This is a genomic window from Streptomyces niveiscabiei, assembly GCF_033794345.1.
Taxonomy (GTDB): domain Bacteria; phylum Actinomycetota; class Actinomycetes; order Streptomycetales; family Streptomycetaceae; genus Streptomyces; species Streptomyces niveiscabiei.
The window spans coordinates 88,845-105,496 of the sequence record NZ_JARAYJ010000028.1; the positions used below are offsets into that span (position 1 = coordinate 88,845).

At 73.7% G+C, this 16,652-nt stretch carries 12 protein-coding genes and 1 pseudogene; 6 read left to right on the forward strand and 7 right to left on the reverse strand.

Annotated features, from left to right (window positions below):
• Positions 1-23 precede the first annotated feature (23 nt).
• Entirely contained in the window at positions 24-1,919 is a 1,896-nt protein-coding gene (locus PV682_RS31080; protein ID WP_407705767.1) for a protein-arginine deiminase domain-containing protein, read from the forward strand.
• A gap of 1 nt (position 1,920) precedes the next feature.
• On the opposite strand, the gene PV682_RS31085 is transcribed toward PV682_RS31080, so the two are convergent.
• Genes PV682_RS31085 through PV682_RS31095 form a run of 3 tightly spaced genes read right to left on the reverse strand, consistent with a single transcriptional unit; the run spans position 1,921 to position 9,433 of the window.
• Positions 1,921-2,694: an SDR family NAD(P)-dependent oxidoreductase gene (locus PV682_RS31085; protein ID WP_319735099.1), complete on the reverse strand. Its 774-nt coding sequence runs from the start codon at positions 2,692-2,694 to the stop codon at positions 1,921-1,923.
• 8 nt (positions 2,695-2,702) lie between these two features.
• The gene (locus PV682_RS31090; protein ID WP_319735100.1) at positions 2,703-8,057 is read right to left on the reverse strand and encodes an SDR family oxidoreductase; all 5,355 of its coding nucleotides are present in this window, start codon (positions 8,055-8,057) and stop codon (positions 2,703-2,705) included.
• Positions 8,054-9,433: an acyltransferase domain-containing protein gene (locus PV682_RS31095; RefSeq protein WP_319735101.1), complete on the reverse strand. Its 1,380-nt coding sequence runs from the start codon at positions 9,431-9,433 to the stop codon at positions 8,054-8,056. The genes PV682_RS31090 and PV682_RS31095 overlap by 4 nt, the downstream gene beginning before the upstream one ends.
• A gap of 345 nt (positions 9,434-9,778) precedes the next feature.
• On the opposite strand from PV682_RS31095, the gene PV682_RS31100 reads away from it, so the two are divergent.
• Complete coding sequence (locus tag PV682_RS31100; protein ID WP_319735102.1) at positions 9,779-10,756, forward strand: NAD-dependent epimerase/dehydratase family protein; 978 nt, start codon at positions 9,779-9,781, stop codon at positions 10,754-10,756.
• Here PV682_RS31100 and PV682_RS31105 read toward each other — a convergent pair.
• Positions 10,742-11,482 (reverse strand): AraC family transcriptional regulator, encoded by a 741-nt coding sequence (locus tag PV682_RS31105; protein ID WP_319735103.1) that lies wholly within the window; start codon positions 11,480-11,482, stop codon positions 10,742-10,744. The two genes, PV682_RS31100 and PV682_RS31105, sit on opposite strands and share 15 nt — an antisense overlap.
• A gap of 54 nt (positions 11,483-11,536) precedes the next feature.
• Between PV682_RS31105 and PV682_RS31110 the strand changes: the two genes are divergently transcribed.
• Positions 11,537-12,748 (forward strand): MFS transporter, encoded by a 1,212-nt coding sequence (locus tag PV682_RS31110; protein ID WP_319735104.1) that lies wholly within the window; start codon positions 11,537-11,539, stop codon positions 12,746-12,748.
• On the opposite strand, the gene PV682_RS31115 is transcribed toward PV682_RS31110, so the two are convergent.
• Complete coding sequence (locus tag PV682_RS31115; protein WP_319735105.1) at positions 12,667-13,446, reverse strand: NAD(P)H-dependent oxidoreductase; 780 nt, start codon at positions 13,444-13,446, stop codon at positions 12,667-12,669. The two genes, PV682_RS31110 and PV682_RS31115, sit on opposite strands and share 82 nt — an antisense overlap.
• Before the next feature lie 139 nt (positions 13,447-13,585).
• On the opposite strand from PV682_RS31115, the gene PV682_RS31120 reads away from it, so the two are divergent.
• The gene (locus tag PV682_RS31120; RefSeq protein ID WP_319735106.1) at positions 13,586-14,428 is read left to right on the forward strand and encodes a helix-turn-helix transcriptional regulator; all 843 of its coding nucleotides are present in this window, start codon (positions 13,586-13,588) and stop codon (positions 14,426-14,428) included.
• Here PV682_RS31120 and PV682_RS31125 read toward each other — a convergent pair.
• Together PV682_RS31125 and PV682_RS31130 are read right to left on the reverse strand one after the other, a co-directional pair.
• Entirely contained in the window at positions 14,425-14,847 is a 423-nt protein-coding gene (locus PV682_RS31125) for an exo-alpha-sialidase (protein WP_319735137.1), read from the reverse strand. The genes PV682_RS31120 and PV682_RS31125 overlap by 4 nt on opposite strands.
• Positions 14,848-15,016: 169 nt before the next feature.
• A pseudogene (locus PV682_RS31130) lies at positions 15,017-15,079 on the reverse strand (hypothetical protein); the annotation flags it as partial.
• A gap of 522 nt (positions 15,080-15,601) precedes the next feature.
• Here PV682_RS31130 and PV682_RS31135 point away from each other — a divergent pair.
• Together PV682_RS31135 and PV682_RS31140 are read left to right on the forward strand one after the other, a co-directional pair.
• Positions 15,602-16,417, forward strand: coding sequence for a hypothetical protein (locus PV682_RS31135; protein WP_319735107.1), 816 nt, complete (start codon positions 15,602-15,604; stop codon positions 16,415-16,417).
• Positions 16,418-16,433: 16 nt separating this feature from the next.
• Positions 16,434-16,631, forward strand: a complete 198-nt coding sequence (locus PV682_RS31140; protein WP_319735108.1) for a hypothetical protein — start codon at positions 16,434-16,436, stop codon at positions 16,629-16,631.
• Positions 16,632-16,652: the final 21 nt, after the last annotated feature.

A 16,652-nucleotide genomic window follows, 5' to 3' on the forward strand; every position in this document is an offset into this window, starting at 1 on the left:
TCCCCCAGTGAGAGGAACTCACCGTGCGTCGTCGTACACGGATACGCCCCGCCGGGTCACTCGTGCTCGCCCTCGCCGCCGCCGGCTCGGTGCTCGCGGTCCCGGCCGCGGTCGGCGCGGAGCGGGTACCGCAGGCCGATCTGAGGGCGGACGTGAACCGGGACGGGAAGGTCGACGTCACCGGGAGCGGCGACACGGCCGGGGAGGACACCTGGACCGTCGCGCGCGGCGCGCTCTTCCTGCCGAACCTCGACGACGACTCCCGCCGCTGCCCCCGCACGGGCACCGACGCCAAGCTCGCCGCCTGCAACGACGCCTCCGACACACGGGTCAACGGCGATGCGGACGCCGCCGACCTCGCCCGCCTCCGCACGGTCCCCCTCCCGGACGCGAAGCCCAGCACCAGAGCCGGCCTCGCGCTCACCACCGGCGCCAAGTACACGCACCTCTTCCTCAAACGCGCCGGCACGTGGACCCTCGTCACCCCGCGCACCCGCCTCACCGCCGCCGAACTGCGCACCGGCGTCGAACTCGGCGTCGAGGCCACCGACATCATCCGCGACAGGGCCACCTGGGACGGCCGCGCGGTGATCCGCCTGACCGTCACCACCCCGAAGGGCTCCACCACCGACTCCGTCACCCTGCGCGTCGCCCCCCTCCTGACCCACCACCACCTCCAGAACACCCAGCAGGTGATGGTCACGAAGATGAGCGGGGACGAGGACGACCTCTACGGCCAGGAACAGGCGAAGTTCGTCAAGAACCTGGCCGGGGAGGTCAAACGGGCCGGCATCACCGCGCCCCTGATCACCTTCACCAAGTACAACGACCCCTGGGCACAGGACTTCGTCGAACCGGCCTACGTCAGCATGACCGGCCCCGGCGGCAAACGGCAGGCCATGCGCGTCATGCTCCGCTCCCCCCAGCCCGACCGCGAGGCGGGCCGCGAACTCTTCGAGAAACTGCGCGGCCGGGACATCGGCGCCGTCCAGCTCGCCAACCCCGACCAGCCGAAGGACTGGTCGCTCAACTCCTTCGGCAACCTGGAGACCATCCCGCCCTACACCCACAACGGCCGCGCCTACCCGGCCGGCCGGATCATCATGGGCGAGCGCAAGGACAACGGGGCCCGCCCCTCGCAGAAGATGCGGACACTCCTCGCCTCCCAGGGCCTCCAGGACCCGCTGCTCCTGGACACCTCCTGGCTCGGCGTCGGCCACGTCGACGAGTTCGTGCAGTTCCTGCCCGCCGACACCCCGCGCGGCTGGCGCGTCGGCCTCGCCGACCCCGACGCGGGCCTGCGCCTCCTGCGCGCCGCCCAGCAGGCCGGGCACGGGACGACGAAGGTGTTCTCCGTCCCCGTCAAGTCCGGCGCGCAGGCCCCGAAGGCGACCATCGACCAGGCCCTCGCCTCCCGCGACCTCCTCGCCGACAACCAGCAGGCCGCCCAGCGCATCGCCGCGAACCTCGCGATCCTCAAGCGCGAGACGGGGATCACGGACGCCGAGGTCGTCCGCGTCCCCGCCCTCTACCTGCGCGAGTACCAGCCGACCGGCCTGCGCGCCCCGCGCCTGACCCGCGTCGGCCCCGACCTCGCCGAACGGCTCCAGGAACACGGCCAGCACCAGTGGCTGACGTCCGCCAAGGCCGCCGGGACGGTCACGACCAGCGCGTACATCCCCGGCGCCGTCAACGGCGTCGTCCTGTCCCGCACCCGCTACCTCGCCCCCCGGCAGTGGGGGCCGGTCATCGGCGGCAAGGACATCTTCACCGAGGCCGTCACCGCCGCCTACCGCAGCGCGGGCATGACCGTGTCCTACATCGACGACTACTACACGTACCACCTGGGCATGGGCGAGGTGCACTGCGGGACGAACACCCTGCGGGACACGTCGGCCGCCTGGTGGGCGCGGCCGTAGCTCACAGCGTGGTGCCGCCGTCCACGGGGATCGACGCCGCCGTCACCCCCGCCCCGGCCGGCGACGCCAGCCACAGCACCGCCGCCGCGACCTCGTCCGGCAGGGTGAGCCGTCCGGTGAGGGTGCGCCCGGTGAGGTGCCCGATCAGGCCGTCGAAGTCGGTGCCCAGTACCTCGGCGGCCACCGGGCCCTTCTCCCGCACCCAGTCGGTGAGCACCGCGCCCGGGCAGACGCAGTTGGCGGTGATGCCGTGCGCGGCGACCTCCTTGGCCAGGACCCGGGTGAACCCGATCAGCGCGTGCTTCGCCGACGCGTAGGCGCACAGGCCCGGGTCCGGGTCCCGGCCCTCCATCGACGCGATGTTGACGATCCGCCCGGACCGCTGCCGGACCATCGGGCCCAGCGCCCTGCGCGTGGTGTAGAGCGCCGGGTCGAGGTTCAGCGACAGCGTGTGATGCCACACCTCGTCGCTGATCTCGGCGACCGTCGCGAACTCCGAGGCCCCGCCGACGTTGTTGACGACGATGTCGAGGCGCCCGAACCGCTCCAGCACGGTGTCCACGGCCCGTTCGGCGTCCGCGCGGTCCGTCGCGTCACCCGTGCACAGCACGGCGTCGTCACCCGCGTCCAGCTGGGTGAGCGCCTTGCGTCCGGCCCGCTCGTCCCGGCCGCTGATCACGACCTGGGCGCCCGCCGCGAGGAGCCGGTGGGCGATGGCCAGCCCGATACCGCGCGTGCCGCCGGTGACGAGGGCGGTCTGTCCGGTGAGTTCCATGATGCCCTTCACTTCGAGGTGAGTTCGGTGCCGGTCAGGCCGGTGATCTGGGCGAGGACCCGCCCGTCGGCGGTCCGCGCAGTGCACACGCCGGTCGCCGCGCAGTGGGACAGGACGAGCCCCTCGGGATGGGCGCGGGCGAGCGAGGTGTCGTCCGCGTCCGTGTGCAGCGCGATCCGCGTGGCGCGGCGCGGTACGGCCGCCGTCCTCGCCAGCCACCGCGTCCGCGCGAGGCTGTCGAGCAGGACACACGGCGTGCCCAGCCGGGGGAGCCCGGCGCCGGGGCGCCAGCGGCAGGAGCTTCCGCCGGGACCAGCACGCCAGTCCTCGGTGGCCCGGAAGACGCCGGTGAGGAGAGCGGGCGAGGTGTCCTGGTAGTAGGGATCGGTGACGGCGGGCCAGTCCGCGCCGGGCTCACCGGTCGGCACGGGCAGGGGCGCCGGGCCGCCGAGCCGTACGACCGCCCGGAAGTGCTCGCGGTCCCGGGCGAGGACCCGGCCGTCGGGCGCGACGGTGTCGGAACGGACGACGACGGCGACGGACCGGGGGCCGGTGCCGCCGCCGGCCCTGGCCGTCACCCGGTAGGCCGCCGGAGTGCCGTCGGGGCGTGCCCGCACCCACGCCGAGAACACGAGGTTCTCCACCGCGCGCACCGGCAGCCCCGGAACGAGCGCGCGCGCCGCCTGCACGGCGAGGTCCGCCAGCATCACACCGGGCAGCGTGGGGCGGCCGTCGATCATGTGGTCCAGCAGGAAGGGGTGCGTGCGGACATCGAGGGAGAACTGCCAGAGCCCCGGCCCGGACGGCTCGCCCAGCAGCCCCGGGGAGCCCGGCCGCTCCGGGGAGGCCGGTAACCCATGAGACGCCGGTAGCGCTGGAGAAGCCGGCAGTTCCGGAGAGATGGGCACCCCCGGGGAACCCGGCAGACCGGACGCGGATCGCCGCCCGGGCGGGTTTCGTGGACCGGGTGAGGGCGGCAGAGCGGGGGAGTCCCGCAATCCGGGGAACTGCCGGTCGAAGGAGGCGTGTTCGGCTTCTCCGAGGAACGTGACGAGCCGGTCGCCCCGGGGCCGCGCCAGTTCGTCGAGGAAGTGCGCCACCCCCTCCGCCGTCGTCATCCGGCTGAGCCGGGCCGTGCGGGCGGTGTACGACTGGACGACACTGCCCGAACCGAGCCCGGTCTCGTCCCAGATCGTCCACGCGATCGTGAACTCGCCGTCGTTCCCGGCGGCTTCGGCGGCCCCCGCGAGGAAGTCGTTCGCCGGCGAGTAGTCGCTCTCCCCGGGCAGCCCCACGAGCCCCGTCACCGACCCGAAGTTGCACCAGAGCCGGGGAGCCGACACCCCGCTGAACGCGTCCCGCAGATGGTGATATCCGGCCACCTTCACGTCCCGCACCCGCCGCATCCCCGGCAGGTCCTTCCGCGTGATGTCCCCGGGATGATGCACCCCGGCCCCGTTGACCAGCAGATCCACCGGCCCGATCGCTTCGGCGGCGCGCCGCACGGCCTCCGCGTCTGTCACGTCGGCGGTGTGGAAGCGGACGTTCTCGGCGCCGCACAGCTCCCGCAGCCGCGCCAGGTTCACCCGCGACTCCCGCGCGTTCAGCAGCCGCTCGAACCGCTGGTTGATCTCCCGCACCGAGAGCCCGGGCAGCGCGGCCCGCTGGCCGGCGATGAACTCGGCCCGCAGCCGCGGCAGTTCACCATCCCTGGCGGCCAACAACTCCTCCGGCACGTCCTCCAGCCGACTGGACCCGATCAAGTGCAGCCGCACCGGCACCCGCCCGGCCAGCCCGATCAGGCACGCGGCGGTGATCCCCCGCGCACCCCCGGTCGCCACCACGACCGACCCCGGCGCCAACGCGACCGGCCCGACCGGCACGTCGTCCTCGCGCAGTCGCTGGACCAGCCGCACCCCGCCCCGGTGCACGACGACCGGCAACCCTTCCTGCGCCCGCCCCAACTCGCCCTCCAGCGCGGCGAGTCCAGCCCCGGGAGTGCCGGCGTCGGTCAGCAGGGCGAGCGGCGTGCACCCGGTCAGCTCCCACGCGAGACTCTTCACGAACCCGGTGAACAGATGGGCGTGCGGCGGTGTGACCGGCCCGGTGAGGACCGCCACCCCGAGCGTCCCGCCGTCGACGAGCGCGTCCCGCAGCTCCCGGGTCGCGAGGAACGCCGCTTCCTGCACGGCGAGCAGCGTCCCGGAGGGAGGCGCGGGCCAGGCCGGGGCCGTGCGCAGGTCGGTGAGGACACGGAGGTGACGGAACCCCCGGGGGTTCTCGGCGAGGATCTTCTCGACGGACGTCCGGGGGTCGTCGCCGGGCCGCAAGGTCAACAGGCGGGAGGCGGCGGGGAGTTCGGGGACGGGGGAGTCGGAGAGGACGAGGGTGTCCGGGGTGAGGCGCGCCGGAGGGGCCGGTACGGCTCCGGAGCGGACCCAGGCGACCGTGTGACGGCGAGTCAGCCGGGGTCCGGCGAGGGGGAGCCGGAGCAGGGCGTCGACCAGGTCGTCCGCCGCCAGGTAGGTGCGGTCCGTGGCGAAGCCCTGCCGGTCCGGGAGCGCCGACAGCAGGTCGTCCAGCGGGGACAGGACGGCCCAGCCCCGGGTGCGGGCGACCGACGCGCGGGTCAGGACGAACGCGAAAGCGCCTTCGGCGGGGGCGGGTTCGGGCACACCGTGGAGGCGGGCGAACAGGGGAGTACTGCCGCCGTTCGCACCGACGACGAGCGCCACGTCCAACTCCCCCCTGGACAGGTACTTCCGCGCGGTCCTCAGCGCCGTACGCCCCGAGGTGGGCCCCGTGTCCACGGTCATCGTCAGCCCGTGCAGATCGTGCGCGGCGGCCACCCGCGCGGGGACCACGTTCGGCATCAGCCCCGCGAGCGTGTCCTCGACCGCGGCCTCCGTACGCTCCAGGACGCTCTCCACGAACGCCCGCACGGGCTCGCGGCCGAGGGAGCGCGCATAGCAACGCACGCTGACGTCCGCCGAGTTGACCGGCACCCCGGTGTGCGCGGCGATCACCCCCGTGGTCTCCGCCAGCCCCTCCCAGAAGGGCGCGACCCGCGCCGCGACCTGCAACGCCATCAACTGGGCCGGGTCGATCACGGCGGCGGTACGCGGCGGCATCCGCACCTCGCCGACCGGCGGCACCGGGTACGGCGACCCGAACGACCGCTCCGCCGGCGGGAGTCCGCCCGCCAGCCGCCGCAAGACCTCCGCCTCGTCCGGCGTCCCGGGCAGATGCGCCGACCAGCCGACGACGACCACCGGGTCCCCGTCGAGCACCGGGGGCTGAGAGCGGGGCGTCGACTCGTCCTGGAGGAGGAGGTGCGCGTTGGTGCCGCCGAACCCGAACGCCGAGACGCCCACCGTCCGGGGCCGGTCCGGCCGGCGGGGGAGCGGAGCCGCGTGCGCCGGGATGCGCAGCGCGGACGGGGCGATCCCCTCGCAGGGGACCTGCGCGGGCACCGTCGAATGCGCGAGGCCCTGGAGCGCGTGGACGACCGACAGCACCCCGGCGGCCCAACCGGTGTGCCCCACCACCGACTTGTTCGACGTGCACAGGACGCCCGGGCTCGCCTCCTCCAGCACCGAACGCTCCACCGCGTCCCCCACCGGGGTCCCGGTCGCGTGCGCCACCACCCAGTCGAGCTGCCCGGCAGGCACCGCGTTCACGGCACGTGCCCGCCGCAACGCCCGTTCCTGCCCGGTCCGGTTGGGTGCGTGGACCGCCCTGCCCCGCCCGTCCGACGCCGCACCGAACCCGGCGAGCACCGCGAGGACCCGGTCCCCGTCGGCCCGCGCACGGTCCAGCCGTTTGAGGGCGACCAGACCCGCGCCGTCGGAGAAGAGCACGCCGTCCGCGTCCTCGCCGAACGCCCGCACCCGGCCCGCCCGGCTCAACCCGTTCAGCTGGGCGAACAGCACGCTGTAGCGCGGCCCTTGGGAGAAGGCGCCCCCGCAGTACGCGATGTCGCAGTCGCCGTCCAGGACGCTCTTCGCGCCGAGGTCGATCGCGTACAGGGACGACGAGCAGGCGCTGTCGACGATCTGCACGGGCGTCCCGGCGGGGAGGATGCCCTCCAGGGCGGCCCGGGCCGCGGCGAGGGGGAGGTGGTCGGCCAGGACACCGGCGTGCGGATACCGCCGGCGCAGCGCCTCACGGACCTCCTCGGAGCCGGTGCCCTCGGCCACGGCCTCCACCAGGACGCTCTCCTCGACATGCTGGCTGCCCTCGTTCCACGCGCCCACGAAGCACGCCGCCCGCAGGCCGGCCGCGGGCCCGCACTGGAGGAGCGCGGCGCGCAGCCAGTCGGTGAGGAAGTCCCCGGTGCCGTGCGCGTACCCGGCGACCCGGCTGTACGTGCGGTCCGTCGCCCCGCGCTCGGCGGACCAGAAGTCGTCCAGCGCGAAGCGTTCCCCCGGCTCCGAGAACACCGGGCGGCCCTCGACGAGCCGCCCCCACAGGGCGTCCGGGCCGTCGACGCCGGGTGCCACGACCCCCATGCCGACGACAGCGACCGTCTCCTCCTGCCCGGCCGCCTCTCCCGCGACCGGGACACGGGACGTGAGCATCGCCCGCCCCACCGACAGACCCCCGTCCGCCAGGAACGACTGTCCCGACACCCACCCCGACTGCGGCGACGCCAGGAACGCCACCAGCCGCGCCAGCTCCTCCTCCGTCCCCACCCGCCCCAGCGGCGCCGCCCCCGCGTACACCCGCCGCAACGCCTCGGCCCGCGGGAACAGCGCGGCCGTCGGGTTGTCGAGCAGCCCCGCCGCCGCGGTGTTCACCCGGATCCCCGACGACCCCAGATCCGCCGCGAGATACCGCGTCATCGCCTCCAGCGCCGCCTTGCACACGCCGACCAGGAAGTAGTCGTCCATCGCCAGACCCGCGCCGATGGACGACACGTTCACGATCGCCCCGCCGCCGCGCCGCTCCAGGAGCGGGACCGCGCCCAGGGCGCACCAGCGGGCGCCGTGCACGTTCGTGTCCAGCGCCCGCCGCCACTCGCGGTCGGTCAGCTCGTCGTACCTGGCGAAGACGCCCCGCGCCGCGTTGTTGACCAGGACGTCCAGACCGCCGTGCGCGTCGGCGACCGCCCCGAACATCTCCGCGACCTCCTCCGGCTTCGCGACGCTCGCCCGCAGCGCCTCGGCCGAGCCGCCCGCCGCGCGGATCGCCGCGACCGTCTCCTCGGCCCGGTCGGGGGAGTGGAAGTAGTTCACGATCACATGGGCGCCGTGCCGGGCCAGTTCACGGCTGATCGCCGCGCCGACGCCCTTGCCGCCGCCGGTCACCAGCGCGATACGGCCGTCGAGGTCGCGGGCCGCCGGGAGCTGCGCGTACGTCATCGGCCCACCGCCGTCGGCAGGTCCCGCAGCAGGGTCGCCAGGTCGTCGAGGGAGGTGTAGCTGGTCAGCCGGCTGCCGCCCGGGGGGAGACGGCGGCCGTAGCGCTCCAGGGCCCGGGAGAAGAGCTCGACCTGCTTGATGGAGTCGATGCCGAGGTCGGCCTCCAGATCGGCGCCGGGGGTGAGGACGTCCGGGGGATAGCCGAGGGCGCTGACGTACAAGTCCCGCAGTGCGCCCACGAGTTCGGCGTGACCGGGCAGGGGGGCCGGACCGGCCGGGGAGTCGCTCGCAGGGCTCACGGCCCGTGGCCGCAGCGCACCTTTCCCGGACACCGCCCCACCCGGCGCCGCCCCCTTCGGCACCGGCCAGGTCGTAGCCGTTTCCATCGGCACCGCCCTGCCTGTTGCCGCCCCCTCCGCCACCAGCTCGCCCAGCGCCGCCACGAACTCCCGCGCCCCCACCCGCCTGCGCAGCGGCGCCACCGCCCGTACCCCCGGCACGATCCCCGTCACCAGGTCGCTCAGCACTCCCTTGGCCCCGCACTCCACGAACACCTCCGCCCCCTCCGCGTGCAAGACCCGCACCGCGTCCGCGAACCGGGTGGGCCGGACGAGATGTCCCGCGGCCAGCGTGGAATGCGCGTCGTCGGCGAAGTACCGGCCCAGAATCGCCGAGTACAGCCGGTGCCGCAGCGGTCGCGGCACCAACTCCCCGGCCCGCGCGGCGAATTCGTGCGCCACCCCGGCGAGCCCGTGGCTGTGGAACGGATACGGCACCCGTAACTCCGTCGCCGGGATGCCCACCGCCTCCGCCGCCTTGCGCACCCGCCTCAACGCCTCCTCGGGCCCGGACACCACGCACTGCCGGGGCCCGTTGTCCGCCGCCACGCACACCTCCCCCTCCGCGAGCGCCGCCAGCAGATGCCCCGCCCGCCCCGCCGAGACCTCCAGCGCCACCATCCCCCCGGCCCGGGGCGGGCACGCCGCGAACGCCTCGTCCCGCGCCGCCACCAGCGCGACCCCCTGTTCCAGATCGTGCGCGCCGGCCGCGACGAGCGCCACCAACTCCCCGAAGCTGTGCCCGAGCAGCACGTCGGGCCGCACCCCCAGCCGCTCGGTGAGCAGCCGGAACAGCGCCATCTCGGACGCGAAGATCGCCAGATGCAGATCCTGCGGCGCACGGTCCACGAGTTCCCCCAGCGCGGGCGCCCCCGGATCCAGCAGCAACCGCGAAACCGGCTCCCGCCCCACCCCGGCAGCAGCCCGGTCGACCGCCGCCAACACCTCGCCCACCACCGGCTCGGACTCGGCGAGCGCATGCAACGCCCCCGGCACATAGGCCCCTTGACCAGGGAACAACACGACACACTTGGACATGGACACCCCTCGAAGGACACGAAGACCGAAGAACACGAAGGCCGAAGGACACGCAGAAGCGCAGGGCACGAAGAAGCGCCGGACGCGCCGCCCGCCGAAGATCCCGGGAACCGGTTGTCATGCTCCGTGCCGCCCCGGGGGTGCGTGTAGGGCGCTTTCACCGGAGCGCGATTCACCGCACGAGCCGCACGCGCCGAAAGGCAGTCGCCATGACCCCGGCGCCCACGGACCCGCCGGGTCGTGCGCCGGAGCGGAGCGGAAGGTTCCGGCACGGGCCCCGTCACCCCGGCCGGCTTTAGGGTTGGCGCCATGAACGGCAAGGACGAGGCAAGGAGCGGGAGACGCATGCGAGTCGTCGTCATCGGCGGAAGCGGCCACATCGGCACCTTCCTCGTACCCCGTCTGGTGCGCGCCGGACACGAAGTGATCAACATCAGCCGGGGCACCAGCACCGCCTACGCCGCCGCCCCCGAATGGGAACAGGTGCGGCAGGTCGTCGCCGACCGGCAGCGGGAGGACGCCGAGGGCACCTTCGGCGACCGGGTCGCCGCCCTCGCGCCGGACGTCGTCGTCGACCTCGTCTGCTTCACCCTGGACTCGGCGACCGCCCTGGTCGAACGGCTGCGCGGCAGGGCCGGACACCTCCTGCACTGCGGCACCCTGTGGCGCTACGGCCCCAGCGACAAGCTGCCGATCTCCGAGACCGGCGGCACACCCCCGGTGGGGGAGTACGGCATCCAGAAGGACCGCATCGCCCGGATGCTGAAGGCGGAGACCGCGAACGGCGGCCTGGTCACCACGTCCCTGCACCCCGGCCACATCGTCGGCCCCGGCTGGGAACCGGTCAACGCGCTCGGCAACCTCGACCCCGCCGTCTGGTACGCCCTGTCCGCCGGACAGCCCCTGAAGGTCCCCGGCATCGGCGCCGAGTCGATGCACCACGTCCACGCCGACGACGTCGCCCAGTCCTTCGAACGCGCCATCGGCCACCGGGACGCGGCGGCGGGCGAGGACTTCAACGTCGTCGCCCCGACCGCCCTGACCGTACGCGGCTACGCGGACATCGCGGCCGGCTGGTTCGGGCGGACGGCGCGGCTTGAGCCGGTGACCTGGGAGGAGTTCCGTACGACCACCACCCCCGACCACGCCCGCAACAGCTGGGAGCACCTCCACCGCAGCCACTGCCTCACCATCGAGAAGGCCAGGACCCTCATCGGCTACGCCCCGTGCTACGAACCGGAGGCCGCCGTCCTCGAATCCGTCCGCTGGCTGATCGACCACGACCGCCTGGAGGTCGCCGCCCCGCTGCTACCCGCCGTGTGAGCCCGGCGTGTGACCGAACGTACGGCGGAAGACCTCGATGAACGCGCTCGCCGAGGACCAGCCGCAGCGGTGCGCGACCGCCGTCACCGCAACCCCCTCGGTCAGCAGGACCAGCGCGTGATGCAGCCGGAGTTGGGTGCGCCACTGGGGAAACGTCATGCCGAGGTCGGCGCGGAAGAGCCGGGACAGCGTCCGGTCGCTCGCGCCGACCTCGCGGCCGAGTTCGGCGAGGGTGCGGCTGTCGCCGGGGTCGGCCCGGAGGATGCCGCACAGGCGGCGCAACAGGGGAGCGGTGGGCGCCGGGAGGTGCAGCGGCTGCTGCGGCGAGGCACGCAACTGGTCGAGGAGGACGGCACGCAGCCGGGACCGCTCGGGGGTGTCGCCGCCCTCGGTGCCGGTGTAGGCGATGAGCAGCTCCCGCAGCAGCGGGCCGACGGCCAGGACGGTCGGCGCGTCGAGGCCGAGCGGGTTCTCGGCGGCGGGCAACCCCACCAGGTGCAGGTCGAGTCCGCCGTACGCCCGGTGCGCGTGCACCGTGCCGGCGGGCACCCAGATCGCGCGCGTGCCCGGCGCGACCCAGGACCCGGCGTCGGTCGTGACGGACAGCACGCCACGGCCCGCGTAGACGATCTGGTGGTCGTCGTGCCGGTGCGCGTCGATCGCCGCGCCGGACGCCAGCCACTGGGTGCGGGTCGGGGCCACCGGATCGTGGCGGAATTCCGTCATCACCTGGCAGTTTATCGAAAGCGCGACAGGGCGTCCGGCCCGGAGCATGACGGCATGCGAAGGAACACCTCGATCGTCCTGCTGTCCGTGGGCCACGCCTGCGTCGACGTCTACCAAGGCGCCGTGGCGGCCCTGGTGCCGTTCTTCGTCGCCGAGCGCGCCTACCCGTACGCCGCCGCCTCGGGCATCGTCCTCGCCGCCTCCCTGCTCTCCTCGGTCGCCCAGCCGGTGTTCGGCGTCCTCACCGACCGCAGGCCCCTGCCCTGGCTGCTCCCCGCGAGCACCCTCCTGGGCGGCCTCGGCATCGCGCTCAGCGGCCTGACCGGCTCCTACCCGCTCACCCTGGCGTCCGTCGCCCTCTCCGGCATCGGCGTCGCCGCCTACCACCCGGAGTCCGCGCGCGTCGCCCGCCTCGCCGCCGGCGGCAGCCACCGCGCGATGGGCTGGTTCGCCACCGGCGGCAACATCGGCTTCGCCCTCGCCCCCCTCCTGGTCACCGCCGTGATCGCCACCGGCGGACTGCGCTGGACCCCCCTGCTGCTCCTGCCCGCCCTCGCCGGAACCGCCCTGTGCCTGCCGGTGGTCCACGCCCTCCACCAGCGCACGGCGGGACCCGGTACGGTGCTCCCGCCCGGCCCCGACGACACCGCCTCCTTCGTGAAACTGTCCCTCGCCGTGGTCTTCCGGTCGGTCACCTTCGTCGGCCTGAGCACCTTCATCGCCCTGTACGCCCGCCAGCGCGTGGGCGGCGGCACGGCAGCCGGCACCGCCGCCCTGACCGTCCTCTACCTCGGCGGCGCCGTCGGCTCCCTGCTGGGCGGCGCCCTCGCCGACCGCTGGGACCGGGTCACCGTCTCCCGCTGGTCGTACGTCCTGACCGCCGTGTCCGTCGCGGGCGTCGTGGGGACACCGGGCCCGGCGCTCTACCTGTTCGTGGCCCTGACCTCGATCGGCCTGTACGTCCCCTTCTCCCTCCAGGTCACCCTCGGCCAGGACTACCTCCCCTCCCGCGTCGGCACAGCCAGCGGCATCACCCTCGGCCTGACCGTCAGCGTCGGCGGGCTCGCGAGCCCCGCCATCGGCGCCCTCGCCGACGCCACGAGCCTGCAAACCGCGCTGACCCCGCTCGTCCTGATGCCGGTGCTGAGCCTGCTGTTCCTGCGCGGGCTGCCCGAACCCGGCGGTCAGCCCCGCACGTGCAGCCCGAACCCCGTCCGCCCCGCCGGCTCGAGCCCCTCCTTGAGCCGCAGCGACGGAATCTCGTAGTCACCGAAGTTCTGCCGCCGGAACGCGATCGGCTCCGTCGACTCCAGGGTGAGCAGGCGTTCCTCCCACGCCTTGGCGACGTCCCGGAACCCCTCCTCGGTGATCCGGTCCGCGCGGTGCACCACGAACGGCGGGAGCACCTCCATGCCGGGGTAGTAGAGGATGCCGTGCTGGATCGGGAACAGCAGGTCGTCCAGAGGGCCGCTGATGCCGCGTGCCGAGTAGTGCGACTCGGGGCCACCGGTGGTCACCGACAACAACGCCCGCTTCCCCGCGAGGGTGCCCTCGCCGTACCGCTCGCCGTACTTCGTGTCGCTGTGCTCGCCGACGCCGTACCCGAAGTGGTAGGTGAACACCCGCTCCACCCAGCCCTTCAGGATCGCCGGCATCGTGTACCACCACAGCGGGAACTGGAGGATGACGGTGTCCGCCCACAGCAGCTTCTCCTGCTCGGCGCGGACGTCGGCCGTGAGGGTCCCGGAGTCGAAGGCGCGGCCCGAGTCGAGGGCCACGTTCAGCCGGGGCGAGGCGGCGGGGCCGAAGTCGGCGGCGTCCACAGCCGCCTTCCAGCGCATCGCGTACAGGTCGCTCACCCGCACCTCGTGCCCGGCACCCTCCAGGGTCCGCACGGCGAGGTCCGTCAGCGAGCCGTTGAGCGACCGCGGCTCGGGGTGGGCGTGGACGATCAGCGTCTTCACGGGAACTCCTTCGGATCGGATGCCGTCGATCCTGGGGCCACGAACGCTCGTTGTTCAGGGCCGCCCATACCGTCGGACCGGACTTCCTGGTATTCGCGGGACCACCCTCGCGCCCGCCACCGGGGCCATACTGGAGCCCATGGACGATCTCGCGGGCTTCCTGCGGACCCGGCGCGCCCGGGTCGACCCGGCGGCCTCCGGCATCTCCGTCGACCGGCGCCGCCGGGTCGCGGGCCTGCGCCGCGAGGAGGTCGCGCACCTCTCGGGCGTCAGCGTCGACTACTACATACGCCTCGAACAGGGCCGCGCCACCCAGCCCTCCGAACAGGTCCTCGACGCCCTCGCCCGCGTCCTCGGCCTCGACGAGACCGAACACGACCACCTGCACCGCCTCGCCCACCAGCCCCGCCGCCGCGCGAAGGCCCCGGCCGGGCGTGTACGGCCGCAGCTCCTGCGCGTCCTCGACCTCGTCACCGACGCGCCCGCGTTCATCCTGGACCACCGCCTGAACGCCCTCGCCGGCAACCGCCTCGCCGGGCTCCTCTTCGGCCGCCCGATCCCGGGCTTCAACACGGCCCGCCACATCTTCCTGGAGGAGAAGGAACGCGGCCTGTACCCCGAGTGGGAGGTATGCACCCTCGACGTCGTGGGCCACCTCCGCCTGGCCGCGGGCAAATACCCCGACGACCCCCGACTCGCCTCCCTCATCGGCGAGTTGTCCATGGGCAGCGAACGCTTCCGCCGCCTCTGGGCCCGCGCCGACGTCCGCGCCCGCACCCATGGCCGCAAGGCCTTCCACCACCCCCTCGTCGGCCTCCTCGAACTCCACCAGGAGAACTTCGCCCTCCCGGACGAGTCGGGCATGGAGCTGATCGTCCTCTCGGCGGCACCCGGCAGCGCCGCCGAGGACGGGGTCCGGCTGCTCGCGCGCCTCGGCGCGGACCGCGAAGAACGGCCCGACAGCGTACGGCCGTTGCCCTAACCGAGGGACGTGCGCGGCCGGAGGTGCCGGATCTCCTTGCGGTGGTGCGTGTACGCGATGTGCAGATCCCCGTCCGGGGTCCGGACGATCGACGGGTACGACAGCTCGCGGTTCAGGCCGTCGCGGGAGTCGTTGGTGAGGCAGTGGCCGTCCCCGGTCACCAGGTCGGCGCGCGCGGGCCAGGTGAGGCCGGCGTCGTCGGAGAAGGCCAGGGACAGCGGGGCCCTCGGGGCGCCCCAGAACGCGGACGAGACCGGGGAGTCGGCGGTGTCCTCCTGGGCGGCGAGGCCGCCCGCCCCGTCGATCTCGCCGTACAGGGAGACCCGCCGGTCCGTGGCGTCCAGGGCGCTGCTCATGGCGTGGCGGCCGTCGGCGAGCGGGACGTACTGGATCGACGAGTTGTTGTTGGGGAGGTCCAGCGGCTCGGGCTAGGTCCAGGTCTCGCCGTCGTCGTCGCTGATCTTCACGGCGCTGGTGTCCTGGTCGCCGCCGCGCTGGGCGGTGTGCAGGAGCCACAGGGCGCCCGAGGGGTGGGGGGAAGAGGACCGGGTTCTGCTCGGAGCGGGCCGGGTCCTCGGAGAGACGCACCGGTTCCGTCCACCGCGTGGCGCCGGGCGCGAGGCGGGAGAACCAGACGGAGATGTCCGCCATGCCCTCCTGCGTGCCGCCGAACCAGACACAGCCGAGGCCGCCGCCCGGCAGGACGGTCAGGTTCGCGGCGTGGCTCTGCACGGTCGGTGTGGGCAGGACCGTGTCGTCACGGTCGTACGTGGCGGGGAGTGCGGTCGGCACAGGCTTGCTCCAGGCGTGCGGGCCGAGGCCAGGTGGTCGCGGGCGGACTGCTCCAGGTGCACCAGGCCGCAGGCGGCGGTCGCGAACGTGAAGCCCTCCGCGAGCCGCTTCGCCGCCCGCGACCCGTCCGGGTTGTGGATACCGGCGGCGACACCCGCCCGCGCCGCCTCGAAGACGTCCGCGAGCGCGGCGGCGCCTCGCTCTGACAGAAGCGGATCGTCCGTTTGGGACAGCAGCGTGCACGGTGAAACCTTTGTGTGCGGAAAGGCGCTTCCTCCTGGCTCTCCCCGACCGCACCCACAACGCTCCTCGACAGTCGGCACGCCGACACAGGCGTGCCCCAGGACACGCCCCGGGAGACCGGGGAGGAGGAGTGCCGCCTTGAGCCGCAAGACCAGCACCGCCCTCGCAGTGCTCGCCGCCACCGCGCTGATCCCCGTGACCCTGACCGGTCAGGCCGACGCCGCGCCGAGGACGGCGAAGGAAAGGGCCGCCGCCGCGTACGCCGAGTCCTGGCGCGAACACCCCGGCGACTACCTGGCCCTGGAACGGGCCGTCACGGACGCCGGCGGCGACAGCCTCCGCTTCGACGTCCCCGCCGTCGGCTTACACGGCGCCACCGCCGCGCAGGTCCAGGAGGCGTACGACCGGGCCGCGTCCACCAAGGACATCCCCACGGACGCCTTCCAGGTCTCCGGCTCCTGGTACCACACCCAGGACCAGTACGGGGAATGGTGGACGGCCTCCGGCCAGTGGAACTTCCGCGACGACTACGTCAACGGCTCCGACCCCGACGACGCCTCAGGCCTCGCGGTGGACGACGTCGACTTCAAATGCTGGCAGAACGACGGCAGCAACCTCCTCGCCGCGGACTGGCAGAACAACCCCTACGATCAGATGTGGCGCCACACCGCCACGAAGACCGAGAACGTGTGGAACATCGACGACGCCACCCAGGGCTTCGCGATGAAGGCCGACCACGGCTCGCACCTGCTGCACTTCAAGCGCATCGGCTACGGCTGCGACGACTCCCAGAAGTTCTCGGCCTCCTACCACTACGAGCACAACCAGGACGGCAACGGCGGCTGGGGCGTCTCCATCACCGTCCTGGGCATGAGCCTGTCCTACACCGGATCCGGCGGGGACACGATGCAGAAGTCGACGGACATCTACTACAACAACCCCGCCGGCAGCTGAACGGACCCGGCACACCATGACGCGCCCCGGCGCCGACGCGACGAGGGCCACCGGCACGATGGCCCTCGTCGTCGCGGCCCTGGTCCTCGCCCTCGACAGTCTGACCACGGGGGGCCACGTGTGGGTGTCCCCCCTGGTCGTCTCCCTCACCGTCCTCGGCTCGGGCCTGCGGATCGAGGCGGCGGTACGCGACCGTCCCCCGGACGAGCACTGAACGCCCGCGCGCACGGCCCCC